The sequence below is a fragment of the Aminobacter sp. 01T433 genome, from assembly GCF_056398585.1.
The window spans coordinates 26,165-44,571 of record NZ_JBFTPR010000019.1 but is presented as its reverse complement, the minus strand read 5'-3'; the positions used below and the strand labels follow the sequence as shown (position 1 = coordinate 44,571).

The following is an 18,407-nucleotide window of genomic DNA, read 5'->3' as shown; positions in this document are numbered from 1 at the left end:
GGAGATGGATCTCGGGCTGAAGGACAAGGTCATCATCGTCACCGGCGGCGGTGCCGGCATCGGCGGCGCGGTCGCGCTTGGCCTTGCCGCTGAAGGCGCCATTCCCGTCGTCTTCGGCCGCAGCCCGCTGGCCGAAGATTTTGCCGCGAAACTCAAGGCGGCATCGCCGCGCTCGATGTTCGTCCAGGTCGAGTTGATGCACGATCCCGAGATCGGCGCGGCCGTCGAGAAGGTGGCAAAAGCTTTCGGCCGCATCGACGGGCTGGTCAACAATGCCGGCATCAATGACGGCATCGGCCTCGAAGCCGGCCCGGAAGCCTTCCGCGAGTCGCTGGAACGCAATTTGGTCCACTACTACACGACAGCGCATCACTGCCTGCACTGGCTCAAGGCGGCACGCGGATCGATCGTCAACGTCTCGTCCAAGACAGCACTCACTGGCCAGGGCAACACCAGCGGCTACACCGCCGCCAAGGGCGCGCAGCTATCCTTGACGCGCGAATGGGCGGCAGCGCTGCGCGGCGACGGTGTCCGCGTCAACGCTGTCATTCCGGCAGAAGTGATGACGCCGCTCTACGAGAAGTGGCTCAAGACCTTCGACGATCCCGAGGCGCGCCTTGCCGAGATCACCAGGCGCATTCCGCTGGGACAGCGCATGACCACGGCAGAAGAGATCGCCGACACGGTGCTTTTCCTGCTGTCGGACCGCGCCAGCCACACCACCGGCCAGTGGCTGTTCGTCGACGGCGGCTACACCCACCTCGACCGCGCGTTGGACTGACCGGGATCGCGAGAGCATGATCCCCGACGGCCGATGCCTCGCCGGCACCGGCCGTCCTGTCCCGCCTGCGTCAGGCGATCGTCATGCGGTGCGACACATTCTTGATGACGGTGTACTGCGCCAGCCCTTCGAGGCCGCCTTCACGGCCGTAACCGCTTTCCTTCACGCCGCCGAACGGCGTTTCGGGAACGGACGCCTCCAGCGTGTTGATCGAGACATTGCCCGCCTCGATCCCGTCCGCAAGCTGGTCGGCGATGCGGGCCGAATGCGTGAAGGCATAGGCCGCCAGGCCGAAGGGCAGCGCGTTGGCCTTTTCGATAGCCTCTTCGACGGAACGCACGGGATTGATCAGCGCCATCGGGCCGAACGGCTCCTCGCGCATGGCGCGCGCGTCGTCCGGCAGGTCAGCGATCGTGGTGACGGGGAAGAAATAGCCGCGATTGCCGAGCCGCTCGCCGCCTGTCAGAACGCGGGCACCCTTGGCGCGGGCGTCCGCCGCCATCGCTTCCAGGGCCTCGATCCGGCGATGGTTGGCCACAGGCCCCATCTGGGTGGCAGAATCCAGCCCGTTGCCCACCGTGATGGCGCGGGCCGTCTCGGCGAACGCCTTGGTGAAGGCTTCATAGATACGCTCCTGCACAAAGAAGCGCGTAGGCGAGGTGCAGACCTGCCCGGAATTGCGCGCCTTGCGCACCGCCGAGGTGATCGCGGCAGCGACGGGATCAACATCGTCGCAGACGATGACAGGCGCATGACCGCCGAGTTCCATCAGCACCGGCGTCATGTGGCGCGCCGCCATCTCGGTCAGGTGCTTGCCAACGGCGGTCGAGCCGGTGAAGGCGACCAGCCGGACCTGGCTCTGGGGAATGAGATAGCCCGAAATCTCCGCAGGCACGCCGAAGACGAGGTTGAAGACGCCTGCGGGCAGGCCCGCATCGTGGAACGCACGCGCGATATGGAAAGCGCCCGCAGGTGTTTCCTCGGCGGCTTTCAGGATGATCGAGCATCCTGCGGCTAGCGCGCCTGCGATCTTGCGCGACGGCTGGCTCATCGGGAAGTTCCACGGCGAAAACGCCGCAACCGTGCCGATGGGCTGGTGATGCACGATGTATTTGATGCCCGGCTCGCTGGGAATGACGCGGCCATAGGTGCGCTGGCCTTCCGCCGCGTCCCATTCGAAAAACTCGCAGCCGCGAATGACCTCGAGACGAGCCTGGGCGAGCGGCTTGCCGTGCTCCACGGTGATGGCATAGGCGATCTCTTCGATGCGTTCACGCATCAGCTGGGCAGCCTTGAGGATGACCTCGGCGCGCCTTGCCGGCGAGGTCTTGCGCCAAACGTTGAAGCCTTTCGCCGCAGCGTCGAGCGCGTCGTCGAGGTCCGCGCGCGAGGCGACCGGCACCGCGCCGATGACGGTTTCGTCAGCCGGATTGAGCACAGGCTGGGTGTCGACCGTCTTGCGCCAGGAGCCGCCGATGTAAAGCATGAGGTCGGGATAGGTGTTCGTCATGAAAGTCTCCATTGTCCCTGGCGGCTAGCGCGCAAGGGGGGAAAGCTGGTTTTCGATAAGCCTGACAAGGCTGAGCGCGGTCATCTCGGATGATTTCGGATTGTTCTTGAGCGCTTCGTTTTCAAGGCGCAGATCAAGCCGGCCAAAGGCGCCTGAGGCGCTGACCTCGTGGACGTTGCGCTTGGCTGCCGGGTCGGCCACCAGCACAATGCGCGTACGGTCGAGGCCGATACCCGACAAAGCGGAAATGACGGCCACATTGGCATTCTGCGGGAACGCGTTGGCCGCCTGACGCGCCGTGCCGGTGAAAAACGCGCTGCGCTCCGTGAGCTTGTCGAGGTTAACGAGCTCACTCGCCTTGGTGCCTTGCCATGCCAGCGGCGGCTTGACGATGGTGTGCGTCACCTCGTCGATCGGCAGGATCGAGGCTGCGGCCAGCGCGCCCAGGTCGCCGAGTGCGCCCGATGGCATGACGATACGGCTCCCGGTCTCGCGTGCCACGGCAAGCAGCCGCTCGTGGAGTGCGTCGTCGCAGAATGCGCTCGTCGAGGAGACGACAAAGCTTGCCGCATGCCGCAAAGCCGCCTCGCCCCAGATGGCGACGGCGGGGCGGCCTGCAACTTCGATCACCATGTCGACGTCGAGCCTTGCCAGTTCGTCTGTGCTTGAGATCAACCGCGCACCTTCGGGGAGATTGTCGCGCACTTGTCCGACATCGCGGACAGCGACGGCTACGATCTCGACGCCCGCCGGCTTGCGCTCGGCGAGCAGCTCGCCAACGCGGCCGGCAATCGCGCCCCAGCCAACGAAGCATATCCGCAACCGGCGTTGCCGCTTCTCAGAGGCCGACATAGCGCTGCACCAGTTCGGCGTTGCGGGTCAGGTCTTCGCCGGTTCCCGACCAGACTGTCCTGCCCTTTTCCAGGATGTAGTGGCGATCGGCGAGCCGCTTCAGCACGTTGAGGTTCTTGTCGATCAACAGGATCGACTGCCCCTCCGCCTTCAGCGCCTCGATGCAAGCCCAGATCTCGGCACGGATGACCGGCGCCAAGCCCTCGGTCGCTTCATCGAGGATGAGCAGCTTGGGATTGGTCATCAGCGCGCGGCCGACGACCAGCATCTGCTGTTCGCCGCCCGACAGCGTGCCCGCTGCCTGGCCGGCACGTTCGCGCAGGCGCGGAAACAGCGCGTAGACGCGTTCAAGCGTCCAGGCATTCTTGCGGCCGAGGCGATTGGCAGCGGTGGCAACGAGGTTTTCGCGCACCGTCAGCGTGGAAAACGCCTGGCGTCCCTCGGGCACCAGACCGACGCCAAGCCGCGCCACCGTCTCGGGCATGGCACCGCGGACATCGCGGCCACCGAAGCTGATCTCGCCCGACAGCGGCTTGAGCAGGCCCATGATCGATTTGACCGTGGTTGTCTTGCCCATGCCGTTGCGGCCGAGCAGCGTCACCACCTCGCCGTCGCCGATCTCCAGCGCGACATCGAAAAGCACCTGGCTTCGCCCGTAGGCCGACTGCAATTTGGCGACGCTCAGCATAGCTCGTCTCCCTCGCCCAGATAGGCCGTTCGGACCTCGGGATTGTCCCTGATTTCGTCGACCGAACCGGTGGCGATGATGCGGCCATAGACCAGCACCGAGACGCGGTCGGCGAGCGCAAACACCGCCTCCATGTCGTGCTCGACAAGCAGCATCGAGACCTGGTTCTTGAGGCCGCGCAGCATCTCGATCATCTGCTGGCTTTCGAGATGGCCGAGACCGGCCATTGGCTCGTCGAGCAAAAGCAGGCGAGGCTTGGTGGCGAGCGCCACGGCCAGTTCGAGCTGCTTCTGCTCGCCATGCGACAGGTTGGCGACCAGCTCGTCGGCGCGGTCGGCAAGGCCGGCACCTGCGAGGTAGCTGCGCGCATCTTCACGCAGCTCGGCCTCGTGCCTGACATTGCCCCAGAAGCGGAAGCTGTGGCCCTGCCGCACCTGGACGGCGATGGCGACATTGTCGAGCACCGTATAGTCCGGCAGCAGGCAGGTGATCTGGAAGGTGCGCGCCAGCCCCATCGACACGCGCTTTGCGGTCGGCAAGGTGGTGATCGGCTGGCCGGCGAGTTCGATGGTGCCTTCGTTCTGCTTGAGCTCGCCCATCAGCTGCGAGATCAGCGTCGTCTTGCCGGCACCGTTCGGGCCGATCAAGGCGTGGATCTCGCCGGGCCTCACGGTCAAATCGACATGGTCGGTGGCAAGCAGGCCGCCGAAGCGCTTGACCATGCCCTGGACGTTGAGGACAGGAGTGGTCATGCGCGCCTCCCGAACATACGGGCACCGAGCGCCTGGACGCCGCCTTGGGTGTAGAGCACGACAAACAGCAGGATCAGTCCAAGGCCCAGCTGCCAGTTCTCCGTCCATGAAGCGAGGATGGATTCAAGCACGATGAACACGGCTGCACCGAGCAGCGGTCCGAACAAAGTGCCGACACCGCCCAGGATGACCATCACCATCAGTTCGCCCGACTTGGTCCAGTGCATCATGTCGGGGCTGGCATAGCGCAGGAAATTGGCCATCAGCGCCCCGGCAAGGCCGCAGCCCATGCCGGAGATGACGAAGGCCATCAGCTTGTAGCGATAGGCGGGAAGGCCAATCGCCGCCATGCGCTTTTCGCTCTGGCGCAGGCCGACGATGACGTTGCCGAAGCGCGAATTGACGATGCGCCACAAGATCACGAAAAACAGCACCGTGATCGCCAGGCAGACATAATAGACGGTCTGCTTGTCGCGCATGTTGAGGCCCGGCAGCTCGTTGGCACGGCGGATGATCAGCCCGTCATCGCCGCCATAGGTCTTCAGCGAGACAAACAGGAAAAACAGCATCTGCGCGAAGGCCAGCGTGATCATGATGAACTGCACACCGCCGGTGCGCAGCGACAAGGCCCCGATGAGCGCCGCCATGATGCCGGAGACCACCAGCGCCACCGGAATGGTGATCAGAAGCTGGTTGGTTCCTGATATGAAGCCGAAAAGCGGCTCGCCCAGCGCGTAGTGCTGGTAGAGGATACCGACGACATAACCGCCGATGCCGAAGAAAGCGGCGTGGCCGAAGCTCACCATGCCGCCATAGCCGAGCACGAAGTTGAGGCTCGCGGCAGCAATGCCGTAGATCAGCACGCGTGTCGCCAGCGACGTCAGCGCGGCGTAGCCGGTTGCGTCGGCGACCGTCGGCAATGCGATCAGCGCGATCAGCACGCCGGCAAGCAAGGCAGGTCGCTTGAGTGATTTTTCCATGGGCCAGTCAGCGCCTAGTTCAGGAATTTCGGATGAACAGGCCCTTTGGCCTGATGAGAAGCACGAGCGCCATCAGCAGATAGATGCCCATCGACGAGATGCCGGCGCCGAGCGCGTCCGCATCCGGACCGACCATGACCTGGCGCAGAAGGCCAGGCAGATAGGCGCGCAGGCCGGTGTCGACGATACCGAGGATGAGGCTGGCGAAGAAGGCACCACGGATCGAGCCGACGCCGCCGATCACCACCACGACGAAGGTCGTGATCAGGATCTGCTCGCCCATGCCGACCTGCACCGCAAGGATCGGGCCAGCCATGAAACCGGCGAGACCGGCAAGCAGCGCACCCAGGCCGAACACCAGCGTGTAGAGCAGCCGGATGTCGACGCCGAGTGCCCGCACCATCTCGCGGTTGGTCGAGCCGGCGCGGACCAGCATGCCGATGCGCGTCTTGTTGATCAGGAGGTAGAGCCCGAGCGCCACCAGCAGGCCAACGGCGATGATCGCCAGCCGGTAGATCGGATAGACCAGCCCCGGCAGCAGTTCGACCGAACCGTCGAGCAAGGCCGGCATCGACACGAACAGCGGCTGGCGTCCAAACAGGATGGTGATGGTCTGGTTGAAGATCAGGATCAAGCCGAAGGTCGCCAGCACCTGGTCGAGATGGTCACGCCCATAAAGCCGCCGCACGACAAGGAATTCGATTGCAGCGCCGGTGACGGCAGCCGCCGCAAGGGCCGCTGGAATGCCGAGCCAGAACGAACCGGTTTCAGCCGCTACCCACGTGCCGGCATAGGCGCCGATCATATAGATCGAGCCATGCGCCAGGTTGATGACGCCCATGATGCCGAAGATCAGCGTCAGGCCGGCCGCCAGCAGGAAAAGCATGACGCCGAATTGCACGCCATTGAGCATCTGTTCGAGGAAGAGCGTCATCGCCTATCGCTTCGATTGGGAAAAATTGGGAGAAATGGCGAGCGGCAATCGTGCCGCCCGCAGCATCGAGCGGGCCGAAACTACATCTTGCAATCGGCGGCGTAGACGTCGCCATGGTCCTTGAAGACCTCGCCGACCGTCTTCAACACCGGCTTGCCGTCGGCGCCCTTTTCGACCTTCAACGCGTACCAGTTCTGAACCGGGTGCTGGTTGGGGCCGAATGCGAACTTGCCGCGAACCGACTCGAAGTCGGCCTTGCGCAGCGCGTCTCGGAACGCGTCGGCGTCGTCGATATTGCCGCCGGTCGCCTTCAGCGCCGAAGCGTAGGCGAGTGCCGCGTCATAACCCTGGCTGGCATAGTAGGTCACCGGACGGTTGTAGGTCTTGTTCCAGGCGTCCATGAACTTCTTGTTGGCCGCGTTGTCGAAGTCCGAGTTCCAGTGGCTCGACACGTTGAGGCCGATGGCGGCATCGCCGACGGCAGCAAGTGTCACACCGTCCATCGACGGCTCGGCCACGACCATGGGGATTTCCTTCATCAGGCCCGACTGCTCGTACTGGCGCAGGAAGGTGATGCCGAGTCCGCCCGGATGGAACTGGAACACCACGTCAGGCTTGGCCGCGCGCACCTGGGCGAGTTCCGCTGCAAAGTCGGTCTGGTCGAGGCGGGTGTAGATTTCGCCCGCGATCTCACCCTTGAAATAGCGCTTGAAGCCGGCGATGGCGTCCTTGCCTGCCTGGTAGTTGGGCGCCAGCACGAAGGCCTTCTTGTAGCCGAGATTGGTGGCGTTCTGTCCGGCGCTCTCATGCAGCGAGTCGTTCTGCCAGGAGACGACGAAATAGTTCTCGTTGCACTCCTTGCCGGCAAGGTTCGAAGGTGCGGCGTTCGGGCTGATGTAGAAGGCGCCGCTGTCGACGATGTCAGGAATGGTGGCGCCGGCGACATTGGAAAAGACGATGCCGGTGAACAGCTTGATGCCGTTTTCGCTGAGGAAGCGCTCGGCGATCTGCTTGCCCTGGCCGGGCTTGAGGCCGTCATCCTCAACGACGAGTTCGACCGGCACGCCGCCGAGCTTGCCATCTTCCATGGCGAGCTTGAAGCCGTCGCGGATGTCCTGGCCGAGATAGCCGGCCGGGCCCGAAAGCGTGGTGATCATGCCGATCTTGACCGGGTCGGCGGCGAAGGCCGGCAGTGCCGCCAAGGCGGCGACGGAAGCGGCAAGCAAGACACGTCTGAAATTCATGGGTCAGTTCTCCTCTGGGTGGCGTCTTATGGGCGCGCGTTGTTATTTGCCGGCTTAGCTGTCGTCTCGATTTCGAGAGGACAAAACCTGAAAGAAGCCGCATCCGCCTCAAGCCGGCCGAAGACAGGAGCGGGAAAATGGTAAGGCGCAAGCACCGTATTGGCTGCCGCGGCATCAGTGAGCAGCGCGATGCGCGTCGTGCGTGCCTGCTTGGGGTCCTCGCAGAAATTGCAAACGATGCTGTCGTCGCCGAGCTGCAGCGGGTGATGCACAGCGTCGGCGAGAAACAGCACCTGGCCCTCCCCTGTTGCCAGCGACACCACCACCATACCCGGCGAATGGCCGGGCGCCGGGCGCAGCGTGAGGCCGGGCACGACCTCGGCATCTGAAGCGACCGCCTCGAAGCCGACGCTGCGAATAATAGGCAACACGCTATCTGCGAAGGCGCCGTGCAATGTGTAGCCCAGCGGCTCAGCCTCGTGGACAGCTATCCAGTGGGCGAGCTCGACCTCAGATACGACATAGCGGGCATTGGGAAAGGTCGGCCGCCAGGTTTCGCCTTCCCGCCTGGTGTTCCAGCCGACATGGTCGGCGTGCAGATGCGTGTTGATGACGATGTCGACATCTTCGGGCGCGATGCCGATGGCCTTCAGCGTGTCGAGGAATTTGGTTTCGCGGCGGTGCCAGGCCGGCCGGTGCGGCCGCTCCTTGCCATCGCCGATGCCGCCATCGATCAGCGCGACATAGTCGGGCGTTTCGATGACATAGCAGTTGAAGCTCAGCGCTACCGTCTCGCCAGCGGGATCAACGGTGCCGGCCGGCGACCGCTGCGCGGCAATTTCAAGATCGTTTCGCGAAAGCCCGCCAAAGATCGCCTTGGCTGGCCAGGCGACATTGGCCATGTCGGGAATGCACGTCACCGCGACCGGACCGGCTTCAAGCCGCTCCAGTTCGATGCCGAGCTCCGGAAAATGTCGCCTGACGACCTTCATCATATCGGCCGCCTCACATCCGGCATTCGCCGGCAAACGGATCGCCGTGGTTGGTCAAAAGCTTCTTGCGGGTCTTCAGCACAAGCTTGCCGGCATCGTCGCGCACCACCTGCATGGCATACCAGTCCTGTACCGGGTGCTGGTTGGAACCGAAGCTGAAGGAGCCGCGTGTCGTCTTGAACTCGGTCTTCAGCATGGCCTGGCGAAAGGCTTCGGTGTCCTCGACATTGCCTTCGGTCTGCTTGAGCGCCGAGGCGATGGCGAGTGCCGTGTCGTAGCCCTGCGCCGCATACATGGTCGGGGTACGCTTGTAGGTCTCTTCGAACTTCGCCACGAACGTGCGGTTGGTTTCGTTGTCGAGGTCGGTATTCCAGGCGCCGGAGACATTCAGGCCTTCGGCCGCATCACCGACAGCCTTGAGGATCGCGTGATCCATCGACGGTTCGGCGATGACCATCGGCACCGCCCCGAGCAGGCCCGACTGCTGGTACTGGCGCAGGAACGCGATGCCGAGACCGCCGGGCTGGAACTGGAACACCACGTCGGGCTTTGCCGCCTTGATCTGCGCCATCTCAGCGGCGAAATCGGTCTGGTCGAGACGGGTGTAGATCTCGCCTGTGATCTCGCCCTTGAAGTAGCGCTTGAAGCCGGTGATGGCGTCCTTGCCGGCCTGGTAGTTCGGCGCCAGCACGAAGGCCTTCTTGTAGCCAAGGTCGCTGGCGTTCTGGCCGGCACTGCCTTGCATCGTGTCGGTCAGCCAGGACAGGACGAAGTAATTCGGATTGCAACCCTTGCCAGCGAATTCCGAGGGACCGGCATTGGGGCTGACGAAAATGGCGCCGGCATCGACGATTTCGGGAACCGTGGCGCCCGCTACGTTGGAAAAGACAATGCCGGTGAACAGCTTGACGCCTTCGTCGTTGAGGAACTTGTCGGCGATCTGGCGGCCGCTGCCTGGCTTCAACCCGTCATCTTCCACCAGCACCTTGACCGGTATGCCGCCAAGCTTGCCACCCTCCATGTCGATGGCGAGCTGGAAGCCGTCGCGCACGTCTTGGCCGAGATAGCCTGCGGAGCCCGACAGCGTCGTGATCATGCCGATCTTGACCGGGTCCTGCGCGAGCGCGCTCGAGGCAAACAGCGACGCGGCCATAAGGGCCAGAATGGAAGACTTCAGTTTCATGCCTTGGAAAATCCTGGGGTAAGCCGGCCCGCCGCATCGGGGCGGGCCATATCGAGGTTCGAAAGAGCTAAAGCTTGACCCAGCCGGCCGGCGGTTCCTTGCCGGGATGGAGGGTGCCGCAGTTCGGGCAGGTGCGGGCTTTTTCGTCTTCGTAGAAAGCCTTGTAGATCGGCGGCAGGTCGTCGACGATCGATTCCAGATCGACCTCGGCGCGGTGCACCCGGGCGCTGCATTCGAAGCAATACCATTCGATGGCGTCGAGCGCGCCTTCGGGGCGGGGCGATTCGATGACGAGGCCGATCGAGCCTTCCTGTGGGCGCTGAGGCGAATGGCGCATGTGCGCGGGCAACAGGAACACCTCGCCCTCGCGGATCGGCACGTCATAGAACTCGCCGGTCGTGGTATCGTGCAGCTTCAGCAGCATGTCGCCCTTGAGCTGGTAGAAAAACTCCTCGACCGGGTCGTCATGGTAGTCGCAGCGGCTGTTCGGGCCGCCGACGACGGTCACCATCAGGTCGGCATCCTTGAACACCAGCTGGTTGCCGACCGGCGGCTTGAGCAGATGCTGATGCTCGTCGATCCATTTCGAGAAGTTGAACGCTGCGAGGCGTTTGGTCATGGTCATTCCTCCGGTTGGGCGGCGCGGGCGCGTAGGTGGTGTGGGTCAGGCCGTGGTCTTGAGACCACAATTGTCGAAAGCGGCGCGGGTAACGCGCTTTTCTTCCTCGGTGAGTTCGAGCAGCGGCGGGCGCACACGGCCACCCGTCTGCCCGAGCAGTTGCTGCCAGTATTTCTGGTGCGAATGCGGCTTTTCGGCCGGGCGCGTGTCCTTGAGGGCGGCTCGCACCGGGTCGAGGCTGTCGCGAACGCGCCGCGCTTCTTCGGCTTTGCCGGCAAAGGCAAGGTCCGTGTACTCGCGCATCCGGCTGTCGTATTTGGTCTGGATCAGGTAGGGCGGAGACGAGCAGAGATAAAGCTGCCAGTTAAGCTCGAGGATATTGTCCAGCCATTCCTCTTCCGAAGCCGTGCTGACCAGGATGCGGTCGCCGGCGAGCGCATTCAGTTCCTTGTACATCGGGCGTGGCACCGAGTACTTGATGGCGACGACGTTTTCGATATCGGCGAGCTTGTTGCAAAGCTGCGGGCTCATCAGATAACCGCTATCGGGATGGCTCCACAGTGCTATGCCGATATCCACCTTGTCGGCGATGGTGCGGTAATAATTGAGCAGCGTTTCGTCCTGCTGCTTGAAGAAATGCAGCACCGGTGCATGCACGACGATGTAGTCGGCACCGCATTTCTGCGCGTGCTTGGCGAGGTCGATGACCACGTCCATGTTCTGGTCGGAGCAAGACATGATGGTCTGGGCGCGGCCGGCACAGGCATCGACGGCAAGATCGAAGCTGCGCTTGCGCTCGTCGATCGACATCGAGAAGAACTCGCCCTGCTTGCCGGCAATGAAGAAGCCGTCGATCTTGAGGTCTTCGATCCAGTGGTCGATATTGCCGCGGAAGCCGTCCTCATCGATGGCGAGGTCCTGCTTGAACGGCATCAGGCCGGCGGCCCAGATCCCCTTCATCGTTGCCCGCGAATGGGCCTTGGCGTCTTTCTTGCTATATTTCATAGGTCATCCACCTGAATATCGCCGCTCGCATTGCCGAGCACGGCGAGCCAGAATTTCGTGCATTGATCGGCACTTGAAGATCGCGCGTACGGCCGGACATTGTGGTCCATCCAGCCATTTGTTGCGTCGCTGATCGCGCCCTTCACGTTCAAGAAATCCTCCACGCCCGCACCGCAGTGCAGGCCTTGCTCCCAGCTCAGAAAACACCGACGCCATCTATAAGACAATCATCATTCATGCTATTAATTGAGATGAAATTCCAATAGATCAGGAAGCCTCATGAAAATCACCATCAAGCAGATCGAGAGCTTCCTCGCCGTCGCCGATCTCGGCAATTTTTCGCGCGCCGCCGAACGGCTGAACACCGCGCAGCCGGCACTTTCGCAATCGATCAAGGATCTCGAAGCCGAACTCGCCGTGCGCCTGTTCGACCGCACGACGCGGCGCGTCGAACTGACCGACGCCGGGCGCGAATTCCGCCACTCCGCCGCCAAGGTTCTGGAGGAACTGGAGCACGCGGTCGAAGGCGTGCACGAACTGGCGGAACGCAGGCGCGGTCGCCTGCGCATCGCCGCCCCGCCCTTGCTCGCCGCCGTCGTGTTGCCGCAGGCCATCGCCGACTTCCAGAAGCGCTATCCCGGAATTGCGGTCCAGCTCGCCGACGTCGGCACCGAACAGATCGTCGAAAGCGTCAGAAGCGGCAAGGCCGATTGCGGCTTGGGCACATTCTCCCCGGCCGAAGAAGGCATCGAGCGCCTGCCTCTGGTGCGCGACAGCCTGATGCTGTTTTGCGACCAGCGCAGCCCGTTCAACAGTGCTGTTTCGGTGCCATGGCGCGCATTGGAGGACCAGCCGCTGATCACCCTGACCCGTGACAGCGGCATCCGGCTTTTGGTCGAGGTCGGCTTCGAAACGGCGGAACTTGCCCTGAAGCCAGTCTATGAGGTGACGCAGATCACGACCGCAATCTCCCTCGTCGAGGCCGGCCTCGGCGTCGCCGTGCTGCCGACCTATGCGCTTGCGGCCGCCCGCCATCGCAAGGTCGTCGGCAAGCCACTGATCGAGCCCAACATCTCGCGCGACGTGGTGATGATCCACGCCACCGGCCGTTCGATCTCGCCCGCCGTCTCCGCTTTCGCCGCCGTCGTAAGGCGCTACGCCCAGCAGCTGACGCCTCGCGAGACCAGCTAGCCCTTGATCAACTTGACCAGCGCCTTCGACATAATCGTATCGTCGGAGGCGAGATCGAGCAGCACGTCGAAATGGTTGCGGCCGGCGACCTCGATCATTTGCGAGCCAAAACCCGCCTCCCGCCAGAGCCGGTCATATTCTGCCGACTGGCGTTTGAAACCGGCCGGCTCGCCATCGGCATAGGCAACGACGATCGGGCAGCCCACGGCCGGGATGTTCGCCACCGGGCTCAGCCGCTCTACCTCGGAAGCATCCAGCGACAACCAATCCTGGACGAACGACTTGGCGATCGGCCCCAGGTGAAACAGGCCGCTGATCGGCATCGCACCCTTGATGACGTTTTCGGGCACGCCGAATTGCCGGTGCCAGCCGTGGCTCAACACAGCGCCCGTCAGATGTCCGCCAGCCGAACTTCCCCCGACATAGATGCGGTCAGGGTCGATGCCGTATTCGCGGCCGTTCTTGGCCAGGAAGGCGATGGCGGCGCGAACCTCGCGCACGATCTCGTCCAGCGTCACCTCAGGGGCGAGCCTGTAGTCGACGACGGCGGTGGCGATGCCATGGCTTGCCAGCATTCCGGCCATGAAGGCGGAATCGTGTTTGGACAGCATGCGCCAATAACCGCCATGGATGAACACGAACACCGGACGCAGGCCTTCGCCCGCACCGTAGATGTCGATGGTCTGGCCACTTTCGGCATCGTAGACGACGTCGAGATGCGAGGCGTGAGGACGCATCTCTTCCGAGCGGCTGCGATAATGGCGCATCTCGGCGTCGAACACCTCAGGAGCGACCGAAGCACGCGCGCCGTAGTCGCGGTCGATGGTCTCTCGCGGCCAGTTGGCTTCGTCGGCAAGCGCGCTCATGCAAAACTCCTACTTCACGAAAGCGCGGATGGTCTCGGCCACGACCTTGGGCTGCTCCAGCGTCGGGAAGTGCGTCTTGCCCGGCAGCTTGTTGGGCATGTACCAGTCGTTTTTCGCCGCGAAATCGAGCTGCGCCTGCGCATATTCCGCCTCGAAGGGCTGCGAATAGATGTGGGTGACCGGGCGCTTTTCCTTCAGCGCAGCCATGCGCTGCATCGGGTTGCCCCATTTGCGATAGGCCTTGGCGATCTCGCGGCCCGAACGCGCCCACATCTCGAAGCTGTACTTGGCCATCTCGTCATTGACGTGGCCGATGATGTCTTGGTTGTCGGTGTCGCCGATCCAGTAGTTGAAGAAGTCGCCACGCCCGTTTTCCCAGTTGGTACGGTCCTGGATGTGGTCGATCATCGAGAAGAACGCCTCATCGGGCGTCGTCTGGATCCAGTCGATCACCACCGAGCGCGGAATACGCGCCACACCGAGGCGATCGGTGATCTCGATGTTGGCCCAGCCGCCATGCGAGGTCGAAACCGGCACCACCGTGTCGATGTTCATCTTGTCGAGGAAGGCGACCACATCGTCGGCCTGCTCGCTGGTGGTGAAGTCGCCATCATGCTGGCGGTGCTCGCCATGGCCACGCCAGTCCAGGCGGATGACGCGGTTCGTCTTGGCGAGTTCCGGTACCAGCGTCTTGAACAGGCGGTGATCCTGGCACCAGCCGGACAGCAGCAGAAGGACCGGGCCTTCGCCGATATCGTCATAGGAAAAAGTGTTGGCGCCGATCTCGATGGATTTCATGTGCGGACTCCGAAATTCTGAAGGCAAGCTCAAGGCTTCCCTTGATGTCAGTGGGTTCAGACCAGCGCTTTGGTCGCGGTCGGCGCGTGGCGCGCCGTCTTCATCCGCTCGGCGCCGATCTCGCGGCTTTTGCCGGTGATCTTCAAGACCTGCGAGCGGACGTCGTCGGGCCAGAAATTCATGTCGCCAAGCCGCTCGGCTGTATCCTGCGTGTGCTCGGTCATCGGGCGCTCGCGCGCTTCCCAATCGGCCAGCGACTGGGCGACGTCGGTTCCTTCGTCAACCGCTGCGGCAAGGCCAAGACCGTTCATCAGGGCGCAGCCGCCGCCCTGCCCGAGATAAGGCGGCATGGCATGCGCGGCATCGCCAAGGATCGCCACGCGTCCCTTGCTCCACTGCTTGAGCTTGACCACCTCGAAGGCATCCCAGCGGCCCGCGTCGCCGAAACGGGCGACGAGATTGGCAAGATGCGGAAAGGATTGCGTCCACAGCTTGCGGTCGGCCGGCACTTTCAGCGCCGCCGCATCGTCGGCTGCGCAGCACAGCGCGACATAGAGATCGGTGGCGCTCGCCGGCGTATAGAGGATGCGGCGCGTGCCGGTGAAATATTCGATGTAACGCTCGCGGTCTTCCGCCGGCACGTCGCCGTCGTCGCGCCCAATCAGCATGCGGATCGCGCCATAGCCGAGATGCTTGCGGTACATCATCAGGTCGAGCGAATCGCGCACCTTGGAGTTGATGCCGTCGGCACCAACGATCAGGTCGGCCTTGCGCTTCGAACCATCAGCGAGCAGCAATTCGCCCTCAGGCGTCGCGCCCACCGCTTCCGAATTGGTGAGGATCTCGACGCCGCTGCTACGGCAGGTGTCGACAAGCGAATTGATCAGCGTCTCGCGCAGGATGGTGATCAGCTTCGCATCACCCGAGCCGTTGATCGGAATCTCTTCCATGGTCGTGTTGTCGTGGTCGCGGGTGTGGAACTGCGGACCGATATGCGCGCCGACCGTCGCCTGGTCGTAGGCGCCGATCGCCTGCAGCACGCGCAGGCCGTTGCTCCAGATGTAGATGCCCGCACCGAAGGTCCTGAGTGTCGGCGCGCGTTCATGCACGGTCACCGACCAGCCGCGCTGGGCAAGGGCTGCTGCCGTGGTCAGGCCGCCAATTCCAGCGCCTGCTATTTCCGCGCGGCGTCCGGCTCCGGTTTTCTGCATCATGTCGTGAATTTCCTCCCCGTGCGGCAGGTGCTGCCGACGTCCGCTGCGCGGGTCGCAAAGTGCGACCTCAGGCCCAAATACCTCCGTGAGCCGGCAACGTTCCTCGCGCCGCCAGCCCCTCCTCGTGGCAAGGTCCCAGCGAATGGAAATTCAAACAAGTGAATTCTCTGGATATTTCTATGAGGATTTGGAATATCAAAATCACAATCGTCATTGGGAGGATGATGCCGCAATGAAGCTCGTGACCAGCCGCCTGACCATCCGCCATCTGCGCATGGTCGTGGCCATCGTCGAGGAAGGCAACCTCGTGCGCGCGGCCAAGCGGCTGAACATGACCCAGTCTGCCGTCACCAAGGCGCTGCAGGAAATCGAGGCGCTGACCAAGGCAAGGCTGTTCGACCGTACCAATCGCGGCGTCGTGCCGACGATGTTCGGCGACACGCTGGCCGAGCACGCACGCCTCGTCATCACCCAGCTGGCGCATGCCGAGGAGCATCTCGCCGACCTGCGCGACGGCACCGGCGGCCGTGTTGCCATCGGAACGCTGCTTTCGGCCTCGGCCGAATTGCTGCCCACAGCCATTGCCCGCCTGCGCAAGGAGCGGCCCAAGCTGGTGGTCAAGATCGTCGAAGGCACCAACGACGTGCTGATCCCGGCCTTGCGCGCCGGCGAACTCGACATGGTGGTCGGGCGCCTGTCCGAGCAGCGCGACCGGCTCAACGTCGTGCAGGAAGTGCTGATGGACGACATCGCCTGCGTGGTCGCCCGTCGCGGCCATCCGCTTGCCGAGCGCAAGCATGTCAGCCTCGCCGACCTGATCGGCTGGGAGTGGATCCTGCCGCCACAGGAAACCAGCCTGCGCCGCCAGATCGACATCGCCTTTCGCGAGGAAGGGCTCGAGCCGCCGCCGCATGCCGTCGATTCCGTTTCGCTTTTGACCAATCGCGGGCTTTTGATCGACGCCGACTATCTCGGCGTCTTCCCCGCCCAGGTCGCCCGCCGCGAGGCCGCTGCCGGCGCCATCACCATATTGCCGGTGACATTGCGCGCCACCGCCATGCCGATCGGCATCACCACCCGCACCAATGCCCGGCTTTCACCTGCCGCCGAGGTGCTGGTCGAGACGCTGCGCCGCACCGCCCGCGACCTCGCGCAATGACGCATTAGCAATCAACAATCCGCCGATATTCCTACTCGTCATGTCTGGACGACGAGTTTTCCATTTACCGCGCCTGCGATTGCGCCAAGTTTTGGCGTTGGACAACACCGTGGAGGAGCAGCGTGTTGTGCCTGCGATCTCTGGACCGGTGCCAAGGCTGGCGCGATAGCGCTCATCGTCCTTGCGCCGGACAAACTGCCTGATCGCGCGCATCGCTGCGACCTCCTCGTCTTATTTCGTCTGCTGGCCGCAAAGGTGCTGCGCAAAACCGCGATCGGGAGACGCGGCAGTCGCATCGGATCGGTCAGGGCACATTCACCTGGAGGGACTGACCTGATGCATTTCAAGGGAATTTTGTCGGCTGCATTTTTGGCGCTGACGATGAGCGCGGCCTATGCCGAGGACCCGCTCAAGATCGGCATGATCACCACGCTTTCGGGCCCGGCCGGCTATCTCGGCCAGGACATCCGCGACGGCTTCCAGCTTGCCATCGACACCAACAAGGGCCAGCTCGGCGGCAAGGCCGTCGAACTGGTGGTCGAAGACGATTCCCTGAAGCCCGGCAACGCCAAGCAGATCGCCGACAAGATGCTGTCCGAGCAGGGCATCAAGCTGTTCACCGGCATGGTCTTCGCCAATGTCGCCTTCGCGGCACTTCCCGACATTCTCGACGGCGACGCCATCTATGTCAGCGCCAACACCGCATCGGCGACCTTTGCCGGCAAGGAATGCCACCCCAATTATTTCGTCAGCTCCTGGCAGGACGACAGCCAGGGCGAAAGCGCTGGCGCACTCGCCCAGTCGCTCGGCTACAAGAAGGCCTTCCTGATCGCGCCGAACTACCAGGCCGGCAAGGAAACGATGGGCGCCTTCAAGCGCTTCTATAAGGGAGAGGTTGTCGGCGAGACCTATACCGGCCTCGACCAGACCGACTTCGCCGCCGAAATGGCGCAGATCCGCGCCGCCAAGCCCGACGTCGTCTACGAGTTCGAGCCCGGTGGGCTGGGCATCGCGTTCATGCGCCAGTACCAGCAGGCCGGCCTGCTCAAGGACATCCCGATGGTCGTCCATCCGGCCTCGCTCGACCAGGTCATCGTCCAGGCTGTCGGCGACGCCGCCGCCGGCGTGAAAGTCACCAGCCACTGGAACGACGATTTCGACAATCCGGTCAACAAGGCCTTTGTCGAGGCATGGCGCGCCAAGTTCGGCGATCGTCCGATTACTTATTATGCCGCGCAAGGCTATGACGCAGCGCTGCTGATCGGCACGGGCCTCGAAAAGTCCGGCGTCGACGACCTGCCGGCGTTCCGCAAGGCGCTGCTGACCCAGGAAATCCCTTCGGTGCGCGGCTCGTTCAAGTTCGGCCCCAACCAGCATCCGGTGCAGGATTGGTATTCGCTCAGGGCCGAGAAGGGCGCCGACGGCAAGATGGTGCTCAAGACCGACTCCAAGGTGCTGACCGCGCATAGCGACAGCTACGCCGCCGACTGCAAGATGCCGGCCGCCAACTGACGCCAAGGCAATGATCGGACACTCGGGCGGCGCTTCGTGCGCCGCCCGTTTGTTTTGGGCGCCGTAAAAGATACGCTAACCCTACTTCGACGAATGCTTGCGGAGGCATGAAAAGCTGACCTCAAGG

General features: G+C 63.4%; 19 protein-coding genes. 4 read left to right on the top strand and 15 right to left on the bottom strand.

All coding sequences use genetic code 11. The features are described from left to right. The first annotated feature begins 4 nt into the window (after positions 1–4). Positions 5–781, top strand: coding sequence for an L-fucose dehydrogenase (locus AC1DLV_RS25210; protein ID WP_476802782.1), 777 nt, complete (start codon positions 5–7; stop codon positions 779–781). A 70-nt stretch (positions 782–851) separates the two neighbouring features. Here AC1DLV_RS25210 and AC1DLV_RS25205 read toward each other — a convergent pair whose 3' ends face one another. From AC1DLV_RS25205 to AC1DLV_RS25150, 12 genes are all read right to left on the bottom strand, one after another. Continuing rightward, positions 852–2,291: an NAD-dependent succinate-semialdehyde dehydrogenase gene (locus AC1DLV_RS25205; protein ID WP_476802781.1), complete on the bottom strand. Its 1,440-nt coding sequence runs from the start codon at positions 2,289–2,291 to the stop codon at positions 852–854. A 24-nt stretch (positions 2,292–2,315) separates the two neighbouring features. Next, positions 2,316–3,143 (bottom strand): aspartate dehydrogenase, encoded by an 828-nt coding sequence (locus tag AC1DLV_RS25200; protein ID WP_476802780.1) that lies wholly within the window; start codon positions 3,141–3,143, stop codon positions 2,316–2,318. Then, positions 3,130–3,831: an ABC transporter ATP-binding protein gene (locus AC1DLV_RS25195; RefSeq protein ID WP_476802779.1), complete on the bottom strand. Its 702-nt coding sequence runs from the start codon at positions 3,829–3,831 to the stop codon at positions 3,130–3,132. The genes AC1DLV_RS25200 and AC1DLV_RS25195 overlap by 14 nt, the downstream gene beginning before the upstream one ends. Next, on the bottom strand, positions 3,825–4,583 hold the full coding sequence (locus AC1DLV_RS25190) for an ABC transporter ATP-binding protein (protein ID WP_476802778.1): 759 nt from the start codon (positions 4,581–4,583) through the stop codon (positions 3,825–3,827). Before AC1DLV_RS25190 ends, AC1DLV_RS25195 begins: the two co-directional genes overlap by 7 nt. Further along, on the bottom strand, positions 4,580–5,563 hold the full coding sequence (locus AC1DLV_RS25185; RefSeq protein ID WP_476802777.1) for a branched-chain amino acid ABC transporter permease: 984 nt from the start codon (positions 5,561–5,563) through the stop codon (positions 4,580–4,582). The genes AC1DLV_RS25190 and AC1DLV_RS25185 overlap by 4 nt, the downstream gene beginning before the upstream one ends. Before the next feature lie 19 nt (positions 5,564–5,582). After that, complete coding sequence (locus AC1DLV_RS25180; RefSeq protein WP_476802776.1) at positions 5,583–6,497, bottom strand: branched-chain amino acid ABC transporter permease; 915 nt, start codon at positions 6,495–6,497, stop codon at positions 5,583–5,585. 80 nt (positions 6,498–6,577) lie between these two features. Further along, positions 6,578–7,741 (bottom strand): ABC transporter substrate-binding protein, encoded by a 1,164-nt coding sequence (locus AC1DLV_RS25175; RefSeq protein WP_476802775.1) that lies wholly within the window; start codon positions 7,739–7,741, stop codon positions 6,578–6,580. A gap of 26 nt (positions 7,742–7,767) precedes the next feature. Continuing rightward, entirely contained in the window at positions 7,768–8,736 is a 969-nt protein-coding gene (locus AC1DLV_RS25170; protein ID WP_476802774.1) for an MBL fold metallo-hydrolase, read from the bottom strand. Between the two features lie 10 nt (positions 8,737–8,746). After that, positions 8,747–9,916, bottom strand: coding sequence for an ABC transporter substrate-binding protein (locus AC1DLV_RS25165; RefSeq protein WP_476802773.1), 1,170 nt, complete (start codon positions 9,914–9,916; stop codon positions 8,747–8,749). A 67-nt stretch (positions 9,917–9,983) separates the two neighbouring features. Next, complete coding sequence (locus AC1DLV_RS25160) at positions 9,984–10,535, bottom strand: 3-hydroxyanthranilate 3,4-dioxygenase (protein WP_476802772.1); 552 nt, start codon at positions 10,533–10,535, stop codon at positions 9,984–9,986. A gap of 45 nt (positions 10,536–10,580) precedes the next feature. Continuing rightward, entirely contained in the window at positions 10,581–11,540 is a 960-nt protein-coding gene (locus AC1DLV_RS25155; protein WP_476802771.1) for a dihydrodipicolinate synthase family protein, read from the bottom strand. Continuing rightward, positions 11,537–11,692, bottom strand: a complete 156-nt coding sequence (locus tag AC1DLV_RS25150; RefSeq protein ID WP_476802770.1) for a hypothetical protein — start codon at positions 11,690–11,692, stop codon at positions 11,537–11,539. The genes AC1DLV_RS25155 and AC1DLV_RS25150 overlap by 4 nt, the downstream gene beginning before the upstream one ends. A gap of 127 nt (positions 11,693–11,819) precedes the next feature. Between AC1DLV_RS25150 and AC1DLV_RS25145 the strand changes: the two genes are divergently transcribed. Continuing rightward, positions 11,820–12,731, top strand: a complete 912-nt coding sequence (locus AC1DLV_RS25145; RefSeq protein ID WP_476802769.1) for a LysR family transcriptional regulator — start codon at positions 11,820–11,822, stop codon at positions 12,729–12,731. On the opposite strand, the gene AC1DLV_RS25140 is transcribed toward AC1DLV_RS25145, so the two are convergent. Genes AC1DLV_RS25140 through AC1DLV_RS25130 form a run of 3 tightly spaced genes read right to left on the bottom strand, consistent with a single transcriptional unit; the run spans position 12,728 to position 15,609 of the window. After that, positions 12,728–13,597, bottom strand: a complete 870-nt coding sequence (locus AC1DLV_RS25140) for an alpha/beta hydrolase (protein ID WP_476802768.1) — start codon at positions 13,595–13,597, stop codon at positions 12,728–12,730. The two genes, AC1DLV_RS25145 and AC1DLV_RS25140, sit on opposite strands and share 4 nt — an antisense overlap. A 9-nt stretch (positions 13,598–13,606) precedes the next feature. Beyond that, on the bottom strand, positions 13,607–14,395 hold the full coding sequence (locus AC1DLV_RS25135; protein ID WP_476802767.1) for an alpha/beta fold hydrolase: 789 nt from the start codon (positions 14,393–14,395) through the stop codon (positions 13,607–13,609). A gap of 56 nt (positions 14,396–14,451) precedes the next feature. Beyond that, on the bottom strand, positions 14,452–15,609 hold the full coding sequence (locus tag AC1DLV_RS25130) for an FAD-dependent oxidoreductase (protein WP_476802766.1): 1,158 nt from the start codon (positions 15,607–15,609) through the stop codon (positions 14,452–14,454). Between the two features lie 232 nt (positions 15,610–15,841). Here AC1DLV_RS25130 and AC1DLV_RS25125 point away from each other — a divergent pair, with 232 nt between their 5' ends. Continuing rightward, positions 15,842–16,768: a LysR family transcriptional regulator gene (locus AC1DLV_RS25125; RefSeq protein ID WP_476802765.1), complete on the top strand. Its 927-nt coding sequence runs from the start codon at positions 15,842–15,844 to the stop codon at positions 16,766–16,768. A gap of 336 nt (positions 16,769–17,104) precedes the next feature. Continuing rightward, positions 17,105–18,280 carry an ABC transporter substrate-binding protein gene (locus tag AC1DLV_RS25120; protein WP_476802764.1) on the top strand — a complete coding sequence of 392 codons (1,176 nt, stop codon included), beginning with the start codon at positions 17,105–17,107 and terminating at the stop codon, positions 18,278–18,280. The last annotated feature ends 127 nt before the right edge of the window (positions 18,281–18,407 follow it).